The 17,294-nt window shown below is 66.6% G+C and carries 17 protein-coding genes; 7 read left to right on the plus strand and 10 right to left on the minus strand.

Annotated elements, in window-relative coordinates; translation table 11 throughout:
* Positions 1–90: 90 nt before the first annotated feature.
* The 6 genes from ACQI5H_RS07405 to ACQI5H_RS07430 are packed head-to-tail and all read right to left on the minus strand — an operon-like array spanning position 91 to position 7,496.
* Positions 91–1,269, minus strand: coding sequence for a CaiB/BaiF CoA transferase family protein (locus tag ACQI5H_RS07405; RefSeq protein WP_427078743.1), 1,179 nt, complete (start codon positions 1,267–1,269; stop codon positions 91–93).
* Complete coding sequence (locus ACQI5H_RS07410; protein WP_427078744.1) at positions 1,262–2,197, minus strand: SDR family NAD(P)-dependent oxidoreductase; 936 nt, start codon at positions 2,195–2,197, stop codon at positions 1,262–1,264. Before ACQI5H_RS07410 ends, ACQI5H_RS07405 begins: the two co-directional genes overlap by 8 nt.
* Positions 2,197–4,050, minus strand: coding sequence for a flavin-containing monooxygenase (locus ACQI5H_RS07415; protein WP_427078745.1), 1,854 nt, complete (start codon positions 4,048–4,050; stop codon positions 2,197–2,199). The genes ACQI5H_RS07410 and ACQI5H_RS07415 overlap by 1 nt, the downstream gene beginning before the upstream one ends.
* Positions 4,047–5,219: an LLM class flavin-dependent oxidoreductase gene (locus ACQI5H_RS07420; protein ID WP_427078746.1), complete on the minus strand. Its 1,173-nt coding sequence runs from the start codon at positions 5,217–5,219 to the stop codon at positions 4,047–4,049. The genes ACQI5H_RS07415 and ACQI5H_RS07420 overlap by 4 nt, the downstream gene beginning before the upstream one ends.
* Positions 5,216–6,613, minus strand: a complete 1,398-nt coding sequence (locus ACQI5H_RS07425; RefSeq protein WP_427078747.1) for an aromatic ring-hydroxylating oxygenase subunit alpha — start codon at positions 6,611–6,613, stop codon at positions 5,216–5,218. The genes ACQI5H_RS07420 and ACQI5H_RS07425 overlap by 4 nt, the downstream gene beginning before the upstream one ends.
* Before the next feature lie 19 nt (positions 6,614–6,632).
* Positions 6,633–7,496, minus strand: coding sequence for an SDR family NAD(P)-dependent oxidoreductase (locus tag ACQI5H_RS07430; protein WP_427078748.1), 864 nt, complete (start codon positions 7,494–7,496; stop codon positions 6,633–6,635).
* A 164-nt stretch (positions 7,497–7,660) separates the two neighbouring features.
* Here ACQI5H_RS07430 and ACQI5H_RS07435 point away from each other — a divergent pair, with 164 nt between their 5' ends.
* From ACQI5H_RS07435 to ACQI5H_RS07450, 4 genes are read left to right on the plus strand one after another with little or no spacing between them, the layout of a single operon-like run.
* On the plus strand, positions 7,661–9,370 hold the full coding sequence (locus tag ACQI5H_RS07435) for an SMP-30/gluconolactonase/LRE family protein (protein WP_427078867.1): 1,710 nt from the start codon (positions 7,661–7,663) through the stop codon (positions 9,368–9,370).
* A gap of 1 nt (position 9,371) precedes the next feature.
* Complete coding sequence (locus ACQI5H_RS07440; protein WP_427078749.1) at positions 9,372–10,121, plus strand: GntR family transcriptional regulator; 750 nt, start codon at positions 9,372–9,374, stop codon at positions 10,119–10,121.
* Between the two features lie 35 nt (positions 10,122–10,156).
* Positions 10,157–11,740, plus strand: a complete 1,584-nt coding sequence (locus ACQI5H_RS07445) for an AMP-binding protein (RefSeq protein WP_427078868.1) — start codon at positions 10,157–10,159, stop codon at positions 11,738–11,740.
* A gap of 1 nt (position 11,741) precedes the next feature.
* Positions 11,742–12,527 carry an SDR family NAD(P)-dependent oxidoreductase gene (locus tag ACQI5H_RS07450; protein ID WP_427078750.1) on the plus strand — a complete coding sequence of 262 codons (786 nt, stop codon included), beginning with the start codon at positions 11,742–11,744 and terminating at the stop codon, positions 12,525–12,527.
* On the opposite strand, the gene ACQI5H_RS07455 is transcribed toward ACQI5H_RS07450, so the two are convergent.
* Positions 12,528–12,989 carry an SRPBCC family protein gene (locus tag ACQI5H_RS07455; protein WP_427078751.1) on the minus strand — a complete coding sequence of 154 codons (462 nt, stop codon included), beginning with the start codon at positions 12,987–12,989 and terminating at the stop codon, positions 12,528–12,530.
* A 47-nt stretch (positions 12,990–13,036) separates the two neighbouring features.
* Here ACQI5H_RS07455 and ACQI5H_RS07460 point away from each other — a divergent pair, with 47 nt between their 5' ends.
* Complete coding sequence (locus ACQI5H_RS07460) at positions 13,037–13,420, plus strand: nuclear transport factor 2 family protein (protein ID WP_427078752.1); 384 nt, start codon at positions 13,037–13,039, stop codon at positions 13,418–13,420.
* A 54-nt stretch (positions 13,421–13,474) separates the two neighbouring features.
* Positions 13,475–13,699, plus strand: a complete 225-nt coding sequence (locus tag ACQI5H_RS07465) for a hypothetical protein (RefSeq protein ID WP_076061380.1) — start codon at positions 13,475–13,477, stop codon at positions 13,697–13,699.
* A 93-nt stretch (positions 13,700–13,792) separates the two neighbouring features.
* On the opposite strand, the gene ACQI5H_RS07470 is transcribed toward ACQI5H_RS07465, so the two are convergent.
* From ACQI5H_RS07470 to ACQI5H_RS07480, 3 genes are read right to left on the minus strand one after another with little or no spacing between them, the layout of a single operon-like run.
* A complete protein-coding gene (locus tag ACQI5H_RS07470; protein ID WP_427078753.1) occupies positions 13,793–14,527 on the minus strand; it encodes a DUF899 domain-containing protein in 735 nt (244 codons plus the stop codon).
* 35 nt (positions 14,528–14,562) lie between these two features.
* Complete coding sequence (locus ACQI5H_RS07475) at positions 14,563–15,321, minus strand: SDR family oxidoreductase (RefSeq protein ID WP_427078754.1); 759 nt, start codon at positions 15,319–15,321, stop codon at positions 14,563–14,565.
* Between the two features lie 60 nt (positions 15,322–15,381).
* On the minus strand, positions 15,382–16,104 hold the full coding sequence (locus ACQI5H_RS07480) for an SDR family NAD(P)-dependent oxidoreductase (RefSeq protein ID WP_427078755.1): 723 nt from the start codon (positions 16,102–16,104) through the stop codon (positions 15,382–15,384).
* Positions 16,105–16,294: 190 nt separating this feature from the next.
* Between ACQI5H_RS07480 and ACQI5H_RS07485 the strand changes: the two genes are divergently transcribed.
* On the plus strand, positions 16,295–17,263 hold the full coding sequence (locus ACQI5H_RS07485; RefSeq protein WP_427078756.1) for a sigma-70 family RNA polymerase sigma factor: 969 nt from the start codon (positions 16,295–16,297) through the stop codon (positions 17,261–17,263).
* Positions 17,264–17,294 lie beyond the last annotated feature (31 nt).

Genomic DNA, 17,294 nt, shown 5'->3' on the forward strand with positions numbered 1-17,294 from the left:
AGCCAGCCTAGTGGCGTCGCGACCGGATTCAGGAGATAGACACGCGAAGACACGCAACGGTTTCCGGTTGCGGCGGCCCCCATTTCCGGGCTAGGCCTGCGCGCCCGGATTCGCGTCCGCGGGTGCCAGTCCGAGTTCTTCGAGCACCTCCGCGGTGTCCGCGCCCAACTCCGGAGCGGGCCCCGCGACGCGGCCCGGCGTCCGGGAAAACCAGGTCGGCACGCCGGGGAATCGCACCGGGCCGTGGACCGTGTCCAGCGTCTCGAAAAAGCCGACGGCGTTGAGGTGGTCGTCGTCGAACAAGGTCGCGGGGCTGGACAGCGCCGCGGCGGGTATCTGAAGTTCGCGAAAGAGGTCGAGCCATTCCTGGGTGGTTCGCTGCACCATCGTTTCGGCCAGCAGCGCGTACACGGTGTCGATCTGGCGCGCGCGCCGCTCGAGCGTGCCATACAGATCGCTGGCCCACGGGGGCCGCACGGCTTCCATGAACGCGGCCCAGTGCTTGTCGTTGTAGATCAGCGCGGCGATGTAGCCGTCGCTGGTGCGGTACGGCCGCCGGTTGGGCGCGACCGTGCGGGGATAGACCGCCGGGCCCAGCGGCGGATCGAACATGGCGCCGTTGGCGTGTTCGACGAGCATGAACGAGGCCATCGTCTCGAACATCCCGACCTCGACCTCTTGCCCTTCGCCGCTGCGCTCGCGGTGGAACAACGCCATCATGGTGGCGTAGAGCGCGGTGAGCCCGGCGACTTTGTCGGCCAATATGGTTCCCACGTAATTGGGTTCGCCGGTCAGCTGTTCCTGCACGTAGGGCAGCCCGCACGCGGCCTGGATGGTGTCGTCGTAGGCGGGCAGGTCCCCCTTCGGCCCGCGGCGGCCATACCCGTAGCAGTTGGTGTAGACGATGGTGGGATTGATCGCCGCCACTTCGTCGTAGCTGAATCCGAGCCGGGTGACCGCCTTGGACCGCATCGAGTGGATGAACACGTCGGCCTGTTCGATGAGTGCTCGCAGGGCGGTCTTGCCGGATTCGGACTGCAGGTCGAGGGTGACGCCGCGCTTGCCGCGGTTGACGTTGACGAAGACGCCACCCATGCCCCGGACCGGGCCGACGGAGATGTAGCGGGTGTCGTCTCCTTGCGGCGGTTCGACCTTGATCACGTCGGCGCCCATATCGGCCATGATCTGGGTGCAGTAGGGACCCATCACCATCGCCGTGAGGTCGACGACGCGCACACCGGCCAGCGGTCCGGCCCCGTTGTTAGCCATGGCTGGCGCCTTCCCGGGTCGCCCGCGCGGCGGTGTCGAAGCTGTAGCGGATGTGGTCGGTATGACCATCGGGTACGACGGGAAAGACCAGCGGCGCAGCGAGATAACGGATGGCGTCGATCTGCTCGGCCACGTCCTCGATCGACCACGATGGACGGTGCACGCCGGGGGTCTCCGCGACGACCGCTTTGGCCACCCGGCCCGCGATGGCGATCAGCATCTCACCGGTGACCGGGCAGGTTTCGTGCGCCAGCAGGCCAACCACCGGCGCCACCAGCTGCGCGCCCATCGGGGGATATGCCGAAATGTCCAGGCCCTCAGCCATTCTGGTGACCGCCGACGGGACGATGACATTGCAGAGCACGCCGTCGGCGGCGCCTTCGAGCGCGACGACATTGGACAGCCCGATCAGGCCCGCCTTGGCGGCGGCATAGTTCGCGACCGCGTGGTTGCCGTACAGCCCTCCGATCGACGAGGTCAAGACGACACGGCCGTAGTGTGCGGCGCACATCACGGGGAACGCGGGCCGCACCAGGTGGAAGGCGCCGCGCAGGTGGACGTCGATGACGGCATCGAAGTCCTGGTAGCTCATCTCCTTCAGCGATGCGCGCCGCACGTTGCCGGCGTTGTGGACGAGGATGTCGATCCGTCCGTAGTTCTCAAGTGCGGCTTGGATGATGGCCTGGCCGCCCTCGGGGGTCGCCACCGAGTCGACGGATGCCACCGCGTCGCCGCCCGCCGCCGTGATCTCGGCGACCACCTGCCGGGCCGGCCCCTCGTCGGTGCCGGATCCGGTCAGGGCGCCGCCCGTGTCGTTGACGACGACCCTGGCTCCCCTGGAAGCCAGCAGCAGCGCGTACTCGCGCCCAAGACCCCTGCCGGCGCCCGTCACGACGGCCACCCGATTGTCGAACCTGAGTTCAGCCATCACGATCCCAGCACGAGGCCATCCAGGTCACCGTTGGCGCGCCACTCGGCCAACAGGTCGCCGAAGGCGTAAAAGCCTGGCCCGTAAGGCTCGCCCAGATGAGACCGGATCCCTTCTCCCTTCGCGGTTCCCATGCCACCGCCTTCGTTGTTGTAGTAGCCCGGTGTGCACTCCAGGTCGAACTGGCTGTGGTCGATCGCGGTGTCCCGGATGGTCTTGCACCAGTCATCCTGCGCCTGCTGAGTCGGTTCGACCGTAGCCGCGCCGCGGGCCAGCGCTTCGGAGATGATGTAGGCAATGTGCTCGCCCTGCAGTTCGTAGTTGGCGGCGATGTTCGCCGAGATACCGACCTGGGTGAACCCGGTGAAGAACTGGTTGGGAAACTCGCGGCTGGTCATCCCGTGAAATGTCTTGTAGCCGTTGCGCCAGTGGTCGAAAAGCGATAACCCATCTCGGCCGGCGATGGTGTCGATGGAGTAGCGGCGGCTGATCTCCGTCGTGATCTCGAACCCGCTGGCGTAGATGATGCAGTCGACTTCGTACTCGACGCCGTTGGCGATCAAACCCTTTTCGGTCGCCCGCTCCACACCTTTCGTCGACGACACGTCGACCAGCGTCACGTTGGGACGGTTGAAGGTCGGAAGGTAGTCGTCGTTGGTGCATGGCCGCTTGCACAGGAACCGGTAGTAGGGCTTGAGCGCCTCGGCGGTGCCGGGGTCGTCGACGATGCTCTCGACCCTGCGCCGCAGTCGCTCCATGACTTTGTAGTCTTCTTCTTCGCGGATGACCATGAACTGCTCGGGGGTCATCGACGCCGGGTCTTCGAGGGTGAGAACACGTGCGGCGGTGTTGCGGCCGAGCTCGGTCCAGAAGTCGCAGACGTAGTCGGGTTGACCCAGCGCCATTCCCTCGAACGTCCAGGCGTGGAAGTTGCGCTGCCGCTCCTTCTGCCAGCCCGGCCGCAGCGATTTCACCCACTCGGGGTCGGTCGGGGTGTTGTTGCGCGCGCCCACCGACGACGGCGTGCGCTGAAACACGTAGAGATGCTTCGCATCCCGGCCCAGGAACGGGACGATTTGGACGGCGGTCGCCCCGGTACCCACCACCGCGACGCGTTTGTCCGCCAGCTTGTGCAGCCCACCGTTGCTATCCCCGCCGGTGTATTCGTAGTCCCAGCGTGACGAGTGAAAGCTGTGCCCCTTGAAGTCGTTGATGCCCGGGATGCCGGGCAGCTTGGGCCGGTGAAACGGGCCCGACGCCATGACGACGAACCGTGCCCGGATGTCGTCGTCGCGATTGGTGCTGACCCGCCAGCGCTTGATCTCCTCGTCCCAGTGCAGGGCCCGGACCTGGGTGGAGATGATCGCGGAATCGTATAGGCCGAAATGCTTTCCGATGCGCCGACAGTGCTCGTAGATCTCGGTGCCGTCGGCGAACTTCTTGCTCGGTATGTAGTTGAGCTCTTCCAGTAGCGGTATGTAGCAGTACGATTCGTTGTCGCACTGCAGTCCGGGAAACCGGTTCCAGTACCAGACGCCACCGAAGTCGCCAGCCAACTCGATGATCCGAACGTCATCGACACCGGCCTTCTTCAGATACGCGGCACACAACAGCCCCCCGAACCCGCCGCCGAGCACGGCGACGTCGATGTCCTCCGAGATCGCGTCGCGGACCAGCGGCGGCGAGTGCGGGTCGGTTTCGTAAAACCCCGCGAAGTCGTCGACGAGTTCGATGTACTGCTTGGAACCCTCCGGGCGCAGCCGCTTTTCGCGCTCCCGGCGGTACTTTTCGCGCAACGCGGGGACGTCGATGTCGTCCGGCGTCGGCGTCGGTGGGCAATCGGGATTCGTCATGCCAGCGCGTTCTCCGGGAGCGCGGCGGGATGCAGCGGGGCCTCCATCTTCTGGACGGCCGGCAGCACCTCTTTGGCGAACAGCTCCGTGCTCGCCATCGCCTCGGCGTAGGGCATGGTCCCGAACTGCGGAACGATCGTCAGCTCGCAGAACGAGCAGGCCCGCTGAGCGGCCTGGATCCGGTTGAAGATCTCTTCTGGCGTGCCGATCAGCAGATTGGAGGCGTGGTAGCCCGGCGTCTTGGATGGGCCTTTGGCGTCACCCGTAACCGACGAGGCGAGGACCGCGGTGGCGCTGGCTTCCCGGGCCGCATAGGCTTCATAACCCTTGACGCCCTTGAAGTTCGACGCGTCGGCGAACCCGTAGTGCACGGTGACGTCGCGGTTGGCCGTCCAGATCCATTCTTCGGATTTGCCGGGGTCGTCGGTCGTGCAGTACATGAACATCACATTTTTCGGCTGACACGGTCCCAAACCCTCTTCCTTGCGGAACGTGTTGACCTTTTGCACTTCTCGTCCGGCGTCCTCGATCGGCTTGTTGCCCACGAACAGTGGCACCATTCCGCGTCGCGCCAGGATCTCCAGCGACTCCGCGGTGGACGACGAGCTGTAGATGCGCGAAAAGAGGTCGCCGCTTTGGGGTTCGGGCCGAAGCGACATTTCCGGCACGGTGAAGATCTCCCCGTCGTAGGAGAACCGCTCCCCGGACAGGGCGAGCTGCAGGATGTCGAGCGTCTCGTTGAACCGTTGCCGGCTTTCCTCCCGGGGCACGCCGACGGCGTCGAACTCTCCCTTGGAGACCCCGCGACCGATCCCGATCGTCGTGTACCGGCCGTTGGAGAGGATGTCGAGGTACGCGATTTGGTGCGCCAGCCGCACCGGGTGCCACCACGGCGCAACGACGACGAAGGTGCCGAGGCTGACGCGTTCGGTGCGCCCGGCGAAATAGCTCAGGGCCTGAATCGGGTTGGGCGTCATGCCATACGGGGTCCCGCAGTGCTCCGGCATCCAGATGCCGTCGAAGCCGAGCGGTTCGGCGAGGTCGGCAATCGCGAGCGTGGCCTGCACGCACTCCCAGTCGGGGGTCGCGGGAGGGTCACCGAAATTCCCCGCCAGCACGCGGTCCCAGTCGTGGGAGTTGTGCGATCCGAACCCAAGGTTGACTTTCACCGATCCATCTCTCTTTCTGTTTGGGGGGCGAGTTCGCGCGGCGCACCGCTGCCCATGTACTCGGCGAGGTTGCGATGCAGGTTCGCGGTGCTGCGCTCCATGTAGGGGTTGGGCTTGGGGCCCCGGAAGCCGAGCGATTTCATGCCTTGCTGAACGGCGGCCATGTTGGAGAAGTCCTGCGGCAGGACGCTGCGCCAGTTCGGGTCATCGGGTGGCGCGTATACCCATTCCGTCTGCGGCTCTTCGCCTTTCGGATAAAGCTCGTAACACGAGGCTTCGAAGATGCAGTGGTCCGGGTCATAGCCGTGTGGGCGGGCGCTGTAACACAGCGCGGTGGTCAGGCCCTGCCCGATTTGGAAGTTCGGAAAGATCTGCCACGCGGTGCCGCTGCGGGCCAGGTGCTCGGGGTCGATGGTCGGCCAGACCACGCCGCGCGCGGCATCGTCGCGTCGTGCCGAGGACAGCCAGTGCTCGAGCACCGCGCCGGCCGGCGCGTCCTCCGGAAGCTCGTCGACCAGCCGGCGGGCCGCCTCAACCAATGTTCTGGTGGTCGTCGCGTTGGTTTCCTCCAATGTGTAGATCTGCATCTCGGCGGTCGAGACGCGCGGATCGGCACCGGTGCCGAGCCGGATCTTCGATTTGGTCTCTTCCAACTCCGCGGGCGCGTCGTAGCCGATGTTGCTGTGCTTTCCCTGCGCCATGGCCCAGCCGCGAAAGTTGCCGAATTTGTTGAACTGTGGATGCGTGGTCGCGACGTGGTAGGTCTCGTTGAAGGCCTCCATCGCGACCTTCCAGTTGCACTCGAAATGCAGCCACTTGCGCCATTTGCAGCGCATGTCCTGCAATCCGAACGGGTCCAGCATGGTGGCGGCCGGCTCGAGATAACCGCGCAGCGGCTCGCACCCGGGATCCATGTTGATCCAGATCCAGCCACCCCAGGTATCGACGTTGACCTTCGCCAGGTGCGTGTTCTCGGGCGTCAGCGCCCCCTGCCAGTCCTGCTGTTCGGGGATGTGGATGCAGGTGCCGTCCCGGTCGTAGGTCCAGCCGTGAAATCCGCACACGAACGACTTCTTTTGGCCGCAAGCGCTTTTCGCCCCCGGCGGGACGTCCACAAGGCGGCGGCCACGGTGCATGCACACGTTGTGGTGCGCCGCCAGGGTGTCGGGGCCGGTACGCACGACGACGATGGAGTCGTCGAGGATGTCGTAGGTCAGGTAGCTTCCCACCTTGGGCAGATCCTCGACCCGCCCGACTTGCTGCCACACTTTTCGCCACAACTTGTCGCGCTCGGCACGCACGTATTCCTCGGAGACATACGCTTCCACCGGGATCGTGACCGGTCCGGTCAGCTCGTCGGCCGCTGCCGCGCCATTGGTGCCGCTGTCGGTCATCGCGTTTCTTCCTTTCTCCCTAGTCCCAGCGTGTGATCGCCGCGCGGAAGTTTTCGTCCTTGAGGAACACCGAGGTGTTGTCGGCGGCCAGGTGACCCCATTTGAGATTCAGGCCGCCGTCGACCAGCAGCGTCTGCCCGGTGATGTAGCTGGACAGGTCCGACAGCAGGAAAAGGACCGCGCCGGCCACCTCTTCCGGGCGGCCGCGGCGTCCCATCGCAATGGCGCGACGGTCGCGTTCGGGGTCGGCGTCCACATACGTGGTCGACGCCGGCGTCTCGGTGACCCCGGGCGCAACAGCGTTGACCCGGATCGCGGCGCCGTTCTCGCCGGCCGCCAGTTCCAGCGCCATGGTTCGGGTGACCGCGACGATCGCGGCTTTGGCTGTGCCGTAGGCGATATGGAAGGGCGCCGTGTTCATCCCGCTGATCGACGAGATCGACACGATCGAGCCCGGGCTCTTGCGCCGCTTCAGTTCCACCGCCACGGCCTGGCTCATGAAGAACATCGTCTCGAGGTTGCGGGCGAACAACTCACGCCAGTCGGCGCGCGTCACCCGGGTCGACGGCATCCACGTCGACGGATCGGCGCCACCCGCGACGTTGACCAGCCCGTGGAATTCGCCGTCAGTGCGCCGCACGGCCGCCAGCGTGGCACTCACGCCGTCGTCGGTGGAGGCGTCGGCGGCGACCGGCACCACGGGGAGCCCCTCGGCTTGTAGGGGGCCGACGTGCCGGTCGAGGTTGTCCTGATCGCGGCTCACCGCGACGACGGTCGCCCCCGCCTGAGCGACCATGCGCGTGACGGTGGTACCGATGCCGCCGCCCGCTGCGCCGGCGACCACGACGATGCGCCCCTCCAGGCCTAACAGATCATGTCCCATGCAGATCAAGTAATTGTCTGGACAAGATAATGACGTGCACTCATTAGAGAGCATGATTCTCCTACGACGGCCAGCACGTCAAGGCTGGAATATGAGTTCGTGTCGACTATTGTCTGGACTATTGGCCGATTGTTAGGGTGCGAGCGGTGATAGCGGGAACCGGATTGTCGCAGGACGCGAGCCGCTACTCGGCCGCGCGTCAGCCCAGCCTCGCCGAAGGCTGGAGCCTGGAGCGACTCACGCCGCCCAGCCGGCTGTTCGGCGCCAACGGCCTGCGCACCGGGCCGGACGGCCGTGTCTACATCGCACAGGTGACCGGCAGCCAGATCAGTGCGCTCGACCCGGCGACCGGTCGGCTGGACACGGTCAGCGCCAAGGGTGGCGAGATCGTCGCGCCCGACGACGTGGCCTTCGACCCGAACGGCAACCTCTACGCCACCGAAGTGATGGACGGCCGGGTGAGCGTGCGCGACGCCGCCGGGCGCACCCGGGTGCTGCGCGACGACGTCCCGTCGGCCAACGGCATCACGTTTCACCGCGGCCGGCTGTTCATCGGTGAGTGCCGCGAGGGCGGGCGGCTGCTCGAACTCGACCTCACCGGCGGCCCGCCGCGGGTGCTCCTGGAGAACGCGCCGATGCCCAACGCGATGGAGGTCGGGCCCGACGGCTTGTTGTATTTCCCGTTGATGGGGGCCAACGAGATCTGGCGCATCGACCCCGAAGGCGGTGTCCCCGAACGCGTTGCGGGTGACCTCGGCGTCCCCGACGCGGTGAAGTTCGATTCCCGCGGACGCATCGTGTCGACCCAGGTCCAGACCGGAGAGGTGCTGCGCATCGATCCCCGCAGCGGCGAGCGCACGGTGCTCGCGGCGCTGAACCCCGGGCTGGACAACCTCACCTTCGTGGGCGAGCGGTTGTTCGTGTCCAACTTCACCGGGGAGATCACCGAAATCCTCAGCGACGGAGAGTCCCGCGCGGTGCTGCCGGGAGGTTTGAACTGGCCGCTGGATCTGGCGGTCGGCGCGGAAGGCAATCTCTACGTCGCCGACGGAACGTATTTCTACGTCATGGGTGCCGACGGTGACGATCGCGAGGGCGGCGAAGCCGGGCGAAGCGGGTCGTCGCCCATCAGGCCCGGTGACGATCGCGAGGGCGGCGAAGCCGGGCGAAGCGGGTCGTCGCCCATCAGGTCCCGCTCGCTGCGGACGGCCGGCATGCTGTTCAGCCCCGGATACCCCGGCTTCGTGCGCGGCGTCGCCGCGGCGGGAGCCGGCGAGTTCGTCGTCACCACCTCCAACGGCCAGGTGTCGCGGTATCGACCGGCCAGCAACGAAAGTGATGTGCTGGCAGAGGGTTTCGACCAGCTCTACGGTGTGGCGGTCGCTCCCGACGGCGCCGTCGTGGCCGCCGAGCTCGGTGCCGGGCGCGTGTTGTCCATCCGGGCCGGCCGCGTCGAGGTGCTCGCCTCCGGGCTGAGCGATCCGGTGGGCGTGGCCATCGCCCCCGACGGGACATGCCTGGTCACTGAAGCGGGAGCCGGGCGGGTCGTCAAGCTGGACGGCACCGGGACCCTGGTGGACGGCTTGCGTCGGCCGCAGGGCATCCTCGTGCGCGACGGGCAGGTCTACGTCGTCGACGCCGGCGCCAAGGAGCTGATCGAGTTCGATCCGGCAGCCGGGACGCGGCGCACCGTCGCGTCGGGGTTGCCGGTAGGGGCGCCGCCGGGTGTGATCCCCAAGCCGTTGCTTGGGTTGCCGCCCTTCTCCGGGCCGCAGGGTCCCTTCGCCGGCATCGCCGCGGGGCCCGACGGAACGTTGTATGTTTCGGCGGACGCCGAGGGCAGCGTGCTGGCGCTGCGACACGCGGGAGGCTGAGGTGCCGGACGCCAAAGTCGTCGATCACCGCTACCTTCAGGTCGCGCGAACCCTGCGCAAGGAAATCGTGGACGGTGTGTATCCGGTCGGGTCGCAATTGCCCACCGAGCATGAGCTGTGCGAGCGGTTTGCGGTCAGCCGCTACACCATTCGCGAGGCGCTGCGGCGACTGCGCGAGGACAACCTGGTGTCGTCGCGGCCGCGAACCGGAACCCTCGTGGTGCCGCGACCGTCGTCGGATTCCTACGTTCAACACGTCATGTCGATCAACGACCTGCTGGCCTTCGCGACCGGTACGCATTTCGCGATCGAATCGGTCGCCATGGTCACGATCGACGACGAGCTGGCGCCGCGAACCGGCCTGACCGTCGGGGAGCAGTGGCTGACCGTTCGCGGTTACCGGCTCACCGATGGCGCCGAACTGTCAGAGCCTGCGCTGTGCCGCGCCGAGTACTACATCAACCGCGCCTTCGCCGCGGTCGGCAGGCTGTTACAGCGCCACGACGGCCCCATCTTCCCGCTGATCGAGGACCTCTTCGGCCTGAGTATCGTCGAGGTTCATCAGGAAATCGCGGCAGTACTCATCCCTTCTTCACTGGCCGGTGGCCTCGACGTCGAGCCCGGGACCCCGGCGCTGCAGGTGCGTCGCACCTACACGACCTCCGACGGGCAGGTCGCCCAGGTCACCATCAACACCCACCCCGCGTCCCGGTTCCGTCACTCGATGACGATGCGGCGCATGAAAGGCTAGCCGGCATCACCGCCACGCATCACGACCGAAAACTCATCGGCGACCGCTGGGTTCGATGGGACGACGCGCGTGCCGCCGACGCCTACGCGCGCGGCTGGTGGGTTCGCGCCACGCTGGCCGACGCGCTGCGCGATGCCGCGGAGCGGACGCCGCAGCGGGTGGCACTGGTCGACGGCGACCGGCGGGTGGACTGCCGCAGCCTCCGTGAGCAGGCGACGACGCTGGCGCAGGCGTTGCACGCACGCATCCCCCCGGGCAGCGTCGTGTCGTTCATGCTGCCCAATTGGCATGAGGCGGCGGTGGTTTACCTGGCCGCGACGCTGGCGGGAATGATCGCGAATCCGATCCTGCCGTCGATGCGGGACCGCGAGCTGCGTTTCATCCTCGAGGACGCCGACAGCCGCATGCTTTTCGCGCCGTCGAATTTCGGGCGCCACGACTACCCAGCGATGCTGCACAGGGTGACGTCTCAGATGGAATCGCCGCCGGACGTCGTGGTGGTGCGCGGGGATCCCGGTGCCGACCAAATCCCGTTCGGATCCTTGCTCACCCCGCAGGCCGTCGCGAAGGGTCTGCCCGCGCCGAACCCCGACGCGGTGCGCATGATCCTGTACACCTCCGGGACCACCGGTCGCCCGAAAGGTGTTCTGCACACCCATAATTCGATTCATGCGCTGATCCGCCAGATCGGCGACCACTGGCTCGTCGAGCCGGGCGACGGCTTCCTGGTGGCATCTCCCATCGCCCATATCGGCGGTTCCATCTACGCGTTCGAATGCCCGCTGCTGCTGGGCACCGCCGCCGTGCTGATGGATCGCTGGAACGGCGACGAGGCGGTCCGGCTCATGCAAACCGAGCGGTGCACCCACATGGCCGGTGCGACACCGTTCCTGGAGCAGCTGCTCGCCGCCGCGCAGCGGGCGGGCACTCGCCTGCCCGACTTGAAGCTGTTCGTCTGCGGGGGCGCTTCCGCATCGCCCTCGCTGATCCGAAGGGCCGCAGCGTATTTCGAGTCGGCGGCGGTCACCCGGGTGTACGGCTCGACGGAAGTGCCGGTCACGACGGTCGGAGCTCCGCGGCACCGCGGGCACGCCGCTGACACCGACGGGCGCGTCGGATTCGCCGACGTCAAACTCCCCGCCGGTGAGATCTGCGTGCGCGGACCGCAGATGCTGGTGGGCTACCAGCACCCCGAAGACGAAGCCGAATCGTTCGACCCGGAGGGGTACTTCCGCACCGGGGACCTTGCCCGCTGGGTCGACGACGACTACCTCGTCGTCACCGGCCGGGCCAAAGACATCATCATCCGCAACGGCGAGAACATCTCGCCCAAGGAGGTCGAGGACGTCTTGACCAACCATCCCGGCATCGCCGAGGTCGCCGTCGTCGGCCTTCCCGACGACCGCACCGGCGAGCGGGCGTGCGCGGTCGTGGTGCCGGCCTCCACACCGGGCCCGGCACTGGACGTAGCCGGCTTGGGTGCCTTTCTCGAACGGGAGGGCGTGGCGCGATTCAAAGCGCCTGAGCAAGTGGTTATTTGGGATGTCCTGCCGAAAAACGACGCGGGAAAAATATTGAAGCACCAGATCAAGGCGGCACTGATGAAAGCGGACCAGTGACATGCAGGTAGCTATCGTGACCGGCGCGAGCGGTGGGCTCGGCGTCGGTTGCGCAACGAAACTCGCCGGGATGGGCATGGCCGTGCTGGCGACAGGCCGGAGCGAGGACAAGCTCGCCGAGTTGGCGCGCGGCTTGGCCAGGATCACCGACGACCCCGACCGGGTGGCCACCCACGCCGCCGACCTCACCGAGGATGACGCGCCCCGCCGCCTCGCGGACCTCGCGGTTGCGCGCTGGGGGCACATCGACTTCCTGATCAATATCGCCGGAATCGGCAGTCCCAAGCCGGTGCACGAGACCGACGACGAAACATTGGACCGTTTCCTCGATTTGATGCTGCGCGCGCCGTTCCGCCTCATTCGCGAAGTCCTGCCGCACATGCGGCCCGGTTCGGCGATCATCAACATCACCTCGACCTTCGCCGTCGTGGGGGGCCTTCGTGGCGGCGCGTACTCGGCGGCCAAGGGCGGGCTCACCGCACTGACCACGCACATCGCCTGCCAGTACGGAGCACAGGGAATCCGGTGCAACGCAGTGGCTCCCGGGGTCATTCAGACGCCGATGACCGAGCATCGCCTGCAGGACGAGCGGTTCCGGCGGATCAACACCGAGCTGACTCCGCATCAGCGGTTGGGGACCGTCGAGGACGTCGCTAGCACCGTGGCGTTCCTGTGTTCTCCCGGCGGTACCTTCATCAACGGCCAGACGATCGTCGTCGACGGCGGTTGGAGCTCCACCAGATACCTCTCGGAATTCGCCCTCACCTCGGAGTGGAAGGCCCGCTGATCAAGCGGATTCGAAGTGGCGACGGATGCCCGCCAGCATCTCGATATGCGCCTTGACCGCCTCGCGGACGGTCACCGGGGCCAGTACACGGGGCGCCCTGATCCGGATTCGCTCGGTGACACGGGTGCCGCTGGCGGCGGGCTCGAAGCTCACCGTTCCGCGCAGGCGGACGCCGGGGGTCTGGTTGGCCTCGGTCAGCACGTCGCCGGTCGCGGGCACGTGCAGGAGGGCCCGGTAGGTGGTTCGAATGGTGAACGGCCCCAGCGGAATTCGGTCGACCACACGATAGCTCTGGCGGTAGCCGTCCGAGCTTTCGGTGCGGGACAGCGTTTCCACGGACACGATCAGCGGATGCACCAGCTTGATGTTGTCCAGGTCGACGTAGAAATCGCGAACCTGGTCGGGTGGTGCGGGCACGTCTTCCGTCATCGTCCGCTCGGCCTGGGCGGTCCACCAGCTCATGGCAGACAACCTAGCCCGCCGCGGCGGCCGGGCTTACCGTGGACGACATGGGCAACGCGATTGAAATCGGCACCGGCACGGTCGAGCGGTACCTGGAGTGCCTGGCCGCACACGACTGGGACGGACTGGCCGACACCATTGCCGACGAAGGTTTGACCCGGGAGGGGCCCTTCTGCGATCGGGTCGACGGGAAGGCACACTACGTCGCCTACCTACGAAAGGTGTGCACCAGCCTTGCGGGCCATCGGCTGGAGGTCCAGCGCGTCTCGCATGTGGACGCCCGGCTGTCGTTCGCGGAGCTGACCGAGACGTTCGAGATCGACGGCGTTGCCACCACGTGGCCGGAATGCATCCTGTTCGAGCAGGGAGACGACGGTTTGATCGTCCGCGTCAGCGTGTTCTTCAAGCAGCCTGGGGCCGACACGCATTGATGGCCGGCCGGTGAACTATTCCCTCATCCGCGTAATTGACCTAACGTGTCATGGATGGAGGCAGACGGAACACCGGAGTCGGTGGCGGTCGAGAAATTGCACTCGGGCGACCCGATCACCGATTGTGGTCAGCGGTACATAGTTCTCGAATCGAAAGCCGTCGGCGACAGCTGCGTCGTCCTCGAACTCGAATCCAGAGTGGACCATCAGCTACAGGTCATCGAGAAGTCGTTCCCGGCCGGGTACCAGGTTGGCAGGGCCAACCACCGAATTCTGTAGACCCCGCGTCCGACAATGCGCGAGTAGCCGGTCGACGGCTACCGCGCATTTGTGTTTTCCGGCCGGCGATTGCGAATAGATCCCGGTGCCGAGTCACGCGCGCGGCGGACGTTGATCGTTGGGATCGTTGGGGTCCGGCTCGCCGAACCATCGCGACGGCTCGTGCTGTCCGTAGGCGTCGTGCCAGTCCCACCACTCGTAGGGCGCGGTCTGCGGGTAGCCCTCCGGCGAATCCTCCCAGTTTTCCTGGCGCCCAAGGGCTGTCATGTCGAGGAAGCTCCAAGTGTTGCCCAGCGCCTCGTCGCCGCGGTTGTTGATGAAATAGGTGCGGAACACGCGCTCGCCGTCGTGAATGAAGGCGTTGGTGCCGTGCCATTCGTCCACGCCGAAGTCGGCGTCGAAGCTGTCGGTGATGGTGTACCACGGCATCTTCCAGCCCATCCGCTCCTTGAGGCGCTCGATGTCGGGTTGGGGTGCGCGCGAGGCGAACGCGAGCGTCGTGTCGCGTGCGTTGAGGTGCGCAAGGTGCCCGATGTGGTCGGCGATCATCGAGCAGCCCCGGCAGCCGTGGTCGGGCCATCCCTCGATGTCGGGCCCGTAGAAGGCGCGGTAGACGATCAGCTGACGCCGGCCTTCGAACAGGCCGAGCAGGTCGACCTTGCCCCCTGGTCCCTCGAACTCGTACTGCTTGTCGACTGGCGTCCACGGCATCCGCCGGCGCATGGCCGCGAGCGCGTCCCGGGCCCGGGTCACCTCCTTCTCCTTGACCAGCAGTTGCTGATGGGCCGCCGTCCAATCCTGGGCCGACACGATGGGGGGTGTGTTCATGGTCATGAGGTTGTCCGCCTTTCGGTTGAGTGGGTTCAGGCCAGCGATGACAGGCCCGCGGAGGTGAGTAGGTAGGCATCGCCGTCCCGTAGGCCGCCGACGGCGATCTCCAGTACCGACCGGCCGGCTTGATCCGCGGTGAGCGCGGGGCCGGCGGCCTGGACGAACGTGTCGACGTCGACGCCTTGGCGCTCGGCGTAGGCCGCGACGGCCTTGGCACCCAGATCGGTGGCCGGGGTCAAGCGCGGCAGTACGGATACGAAGCTGATCCCCAGCCCGGCCCGTTGCGATTCGGCGGCGGCGTAGCTGGTGATGAACCGGACGGTCGACTTCGCGCCCGCGTAGCCGCCGGACAGCGGTGACCCGTTGAGCGCGGCGCCGCTGGACATCACGATCACCGAGCTGCCCGGAGCCAGGGGGCGCCGCAGCGCGTGCCGGGTCCAATGAAATGCCTGAGCCACGTCCACGTTCCAGTTTTCACTGAAGGTCTCCCAGGTCTGATCCTGCAACGGGCCCATCCGCGGAGCCGCCCCGGCACACAGCACCAGTGTGCGCGGCCCGTATTCGTCGATGAGCCGGCCGGCCGTGGCCGGATCGGCGGCGTCGGCGGCCACCGGGGTGAAGGTGTCGCCCAGCTGGCCGCGGACCTCGTCCAGCAGCGCGCGGTTGCGTGCGACGCCGACGACGTCGGCGCCGGCAGCCGACAAGGCGGTGGCGATGGCGCGGCCGAATCCGCGGCTGGCCCCCGTCACGATCGCCGTCGTGCCGGCGAGGTTGGTGATTGTGTTGGTCATGATTGTGCTCGCTTTCGGTGTTGACGTTCTCAATAATTCAGATACGTTCTGTCACCGCGATTAATCGGTGACGTCCGCGAGCAGCGCCGCATACTGGCGCTCGAGCGCCTTCGCCGCGCCGGCACTCCAGCTGTCGGCCACGGACTTCGACATGGCGTCGGGGAAGATGTCCTCTTCGCCGTTCGCAACGCCGTCGAAGATGGCGCGCGCGACCGATTCTGGGGAGCTTTTCGGTATCTCGAGGCCCCGCGTCATTTCGGTGTCGACGGGTCCGGTGAGGACGGCGTGAACACTGACGCCCCGTCCGGCCAACAGGACGCGCAGCGATTGCGTGAGGTTGAACGCGGCCGCCTTCGAGATCGAGTACGCGGGAATGAGCGGCAAGGGCGCAATGGCGTTCACCGACAGATTGTTGACGATGGCTCCGCCGGAACGAGTCAGCAACGGCAGGAAGGCCTGGATCATCGCGTAGGTGCCAAAGAGGTTGACGTCGAGATGGCGTTCGAGCGCGAGACGTTCGCTCAAGTCGTCGTAGAGCGCCAGGCCGGCATTGTTGACGAGGACATCGAGCGATTCGACTTCGTCGACGGCTCCCTGGATGTGCGCCGCGTTGGTTACGTCCAGGGTGAGGGGCGTGACGCGGTGATCCCGGTGGCTCAGCGGCGCGCGCGTACCGACGTATACGCGCTTGGCGCCTCGGCTCAACGCTTCTTCGACCAGGGCCCGCCCGATGCCGCGATTGCCCCCGGTGACCAGGACTGTGGTGTCGGCGATTCTCACCATGATGACGATCTCCTCGTTGATCTGCGCGACGGTGCCGGTGCATCGCCGGGCGGCGCGACGGCCGCACTAATTCCGATACGGCGCGGTGCACGGATTCATCGCGGCACGATGAATTCCGGCGCCCGGGTGTCTCTGTACTGGAGTAGCGTTTCGGCCCAGCCCGGACCGGAGGCCCAGATAGGAGAAGCCCGTGCCGGCTCAGGAGGAATTCATCGAACGGGCGGCACCGTTTCGTGCCGAGTTGATCGCGCACTGTTACCGCATGCTCGGTTCGGTGCACGACGCCGAAGATCTGGTCCAGGAAACCTATCTGCGGGGCTGGCGGGGTTATCAGGCCTTCGAGGAAAGGGCGGCGTTGCGGACCTGGCTATACCGGATCGCGACGACCGCGTGCCTGCGTGCGCTCGAGAACCGCGCGCGGCGGGTGCTGCCGGCCGGGCTGGGCGACAGCTCGATCGACCCCGACGTCAGCCTGGACGGGTACACCGGCGGCCATCAGTGGCTGGAGCCGCTTCCCGACGCCCTGATGTCCGAGACTCCGGAAGGATCCGTCACGGCACGGCAAAGTGTGCGGCTGGCGGTGATGACGGCGCTGCAGGAGCTTCCGGCGAGGCAGCGTGCCGTCCTGATCTTGCGTGATGTCGTGCAGTTCAGCGCCGCTGAGGTTGCCGAACTTCTGGAAACCACACCGGCGGCGGTCAATAGCTCCCTGCAGCGGGCGCGGGCCCGCCTCGCGGAGATCTCGCCCACCGAAGACGACGCCGTCGAGCCCGACGACGCGCAACTGCGTGAATTGCTCGACCGCTATTGCGCCGCATTCGAAAACGCCGACATGGCCGCGCTCAGCGAGTTGCTGCAAGCCGGCGTCAAGCTCGAAATGCCGCCTCTGCCTATGTGGTTCACCGGCCGCGACACGGTGATGCGGTTCCTGGCCGCCCGTGCCTTCACCAAGGCCGGCGACATCGTGATGGTCCGGACGGCCGCGAACGCACAACCCGCCGTGGCCGAGTACCGCCGCAGTGCCGACGGCGTCCTGCGCGCCCATTCCATCCACGTCCTCACCGCGGGCCACGAAGCCGGCACCGCCGGGATCGCCGCGATCACCGTTTTCCTCGACCCGGCTTTGTTCAGTGCGTTTGGATTACCGCAAAGTAGGTAAGCCCCCTTCATCACGAAGCCCTACCGTCCAG

It is taken from the genome of Mycobacterium heidelbergense (genome assembly GCF_050205645.1).
Taxonomy (GTDB): domain Bacteria; phylum Actinomycetota; class Actinomycetes; order Mycobacteriales; family Mycobacteriaceae; genus Mycobacterium; species Mycobacterium heidelbergense_A.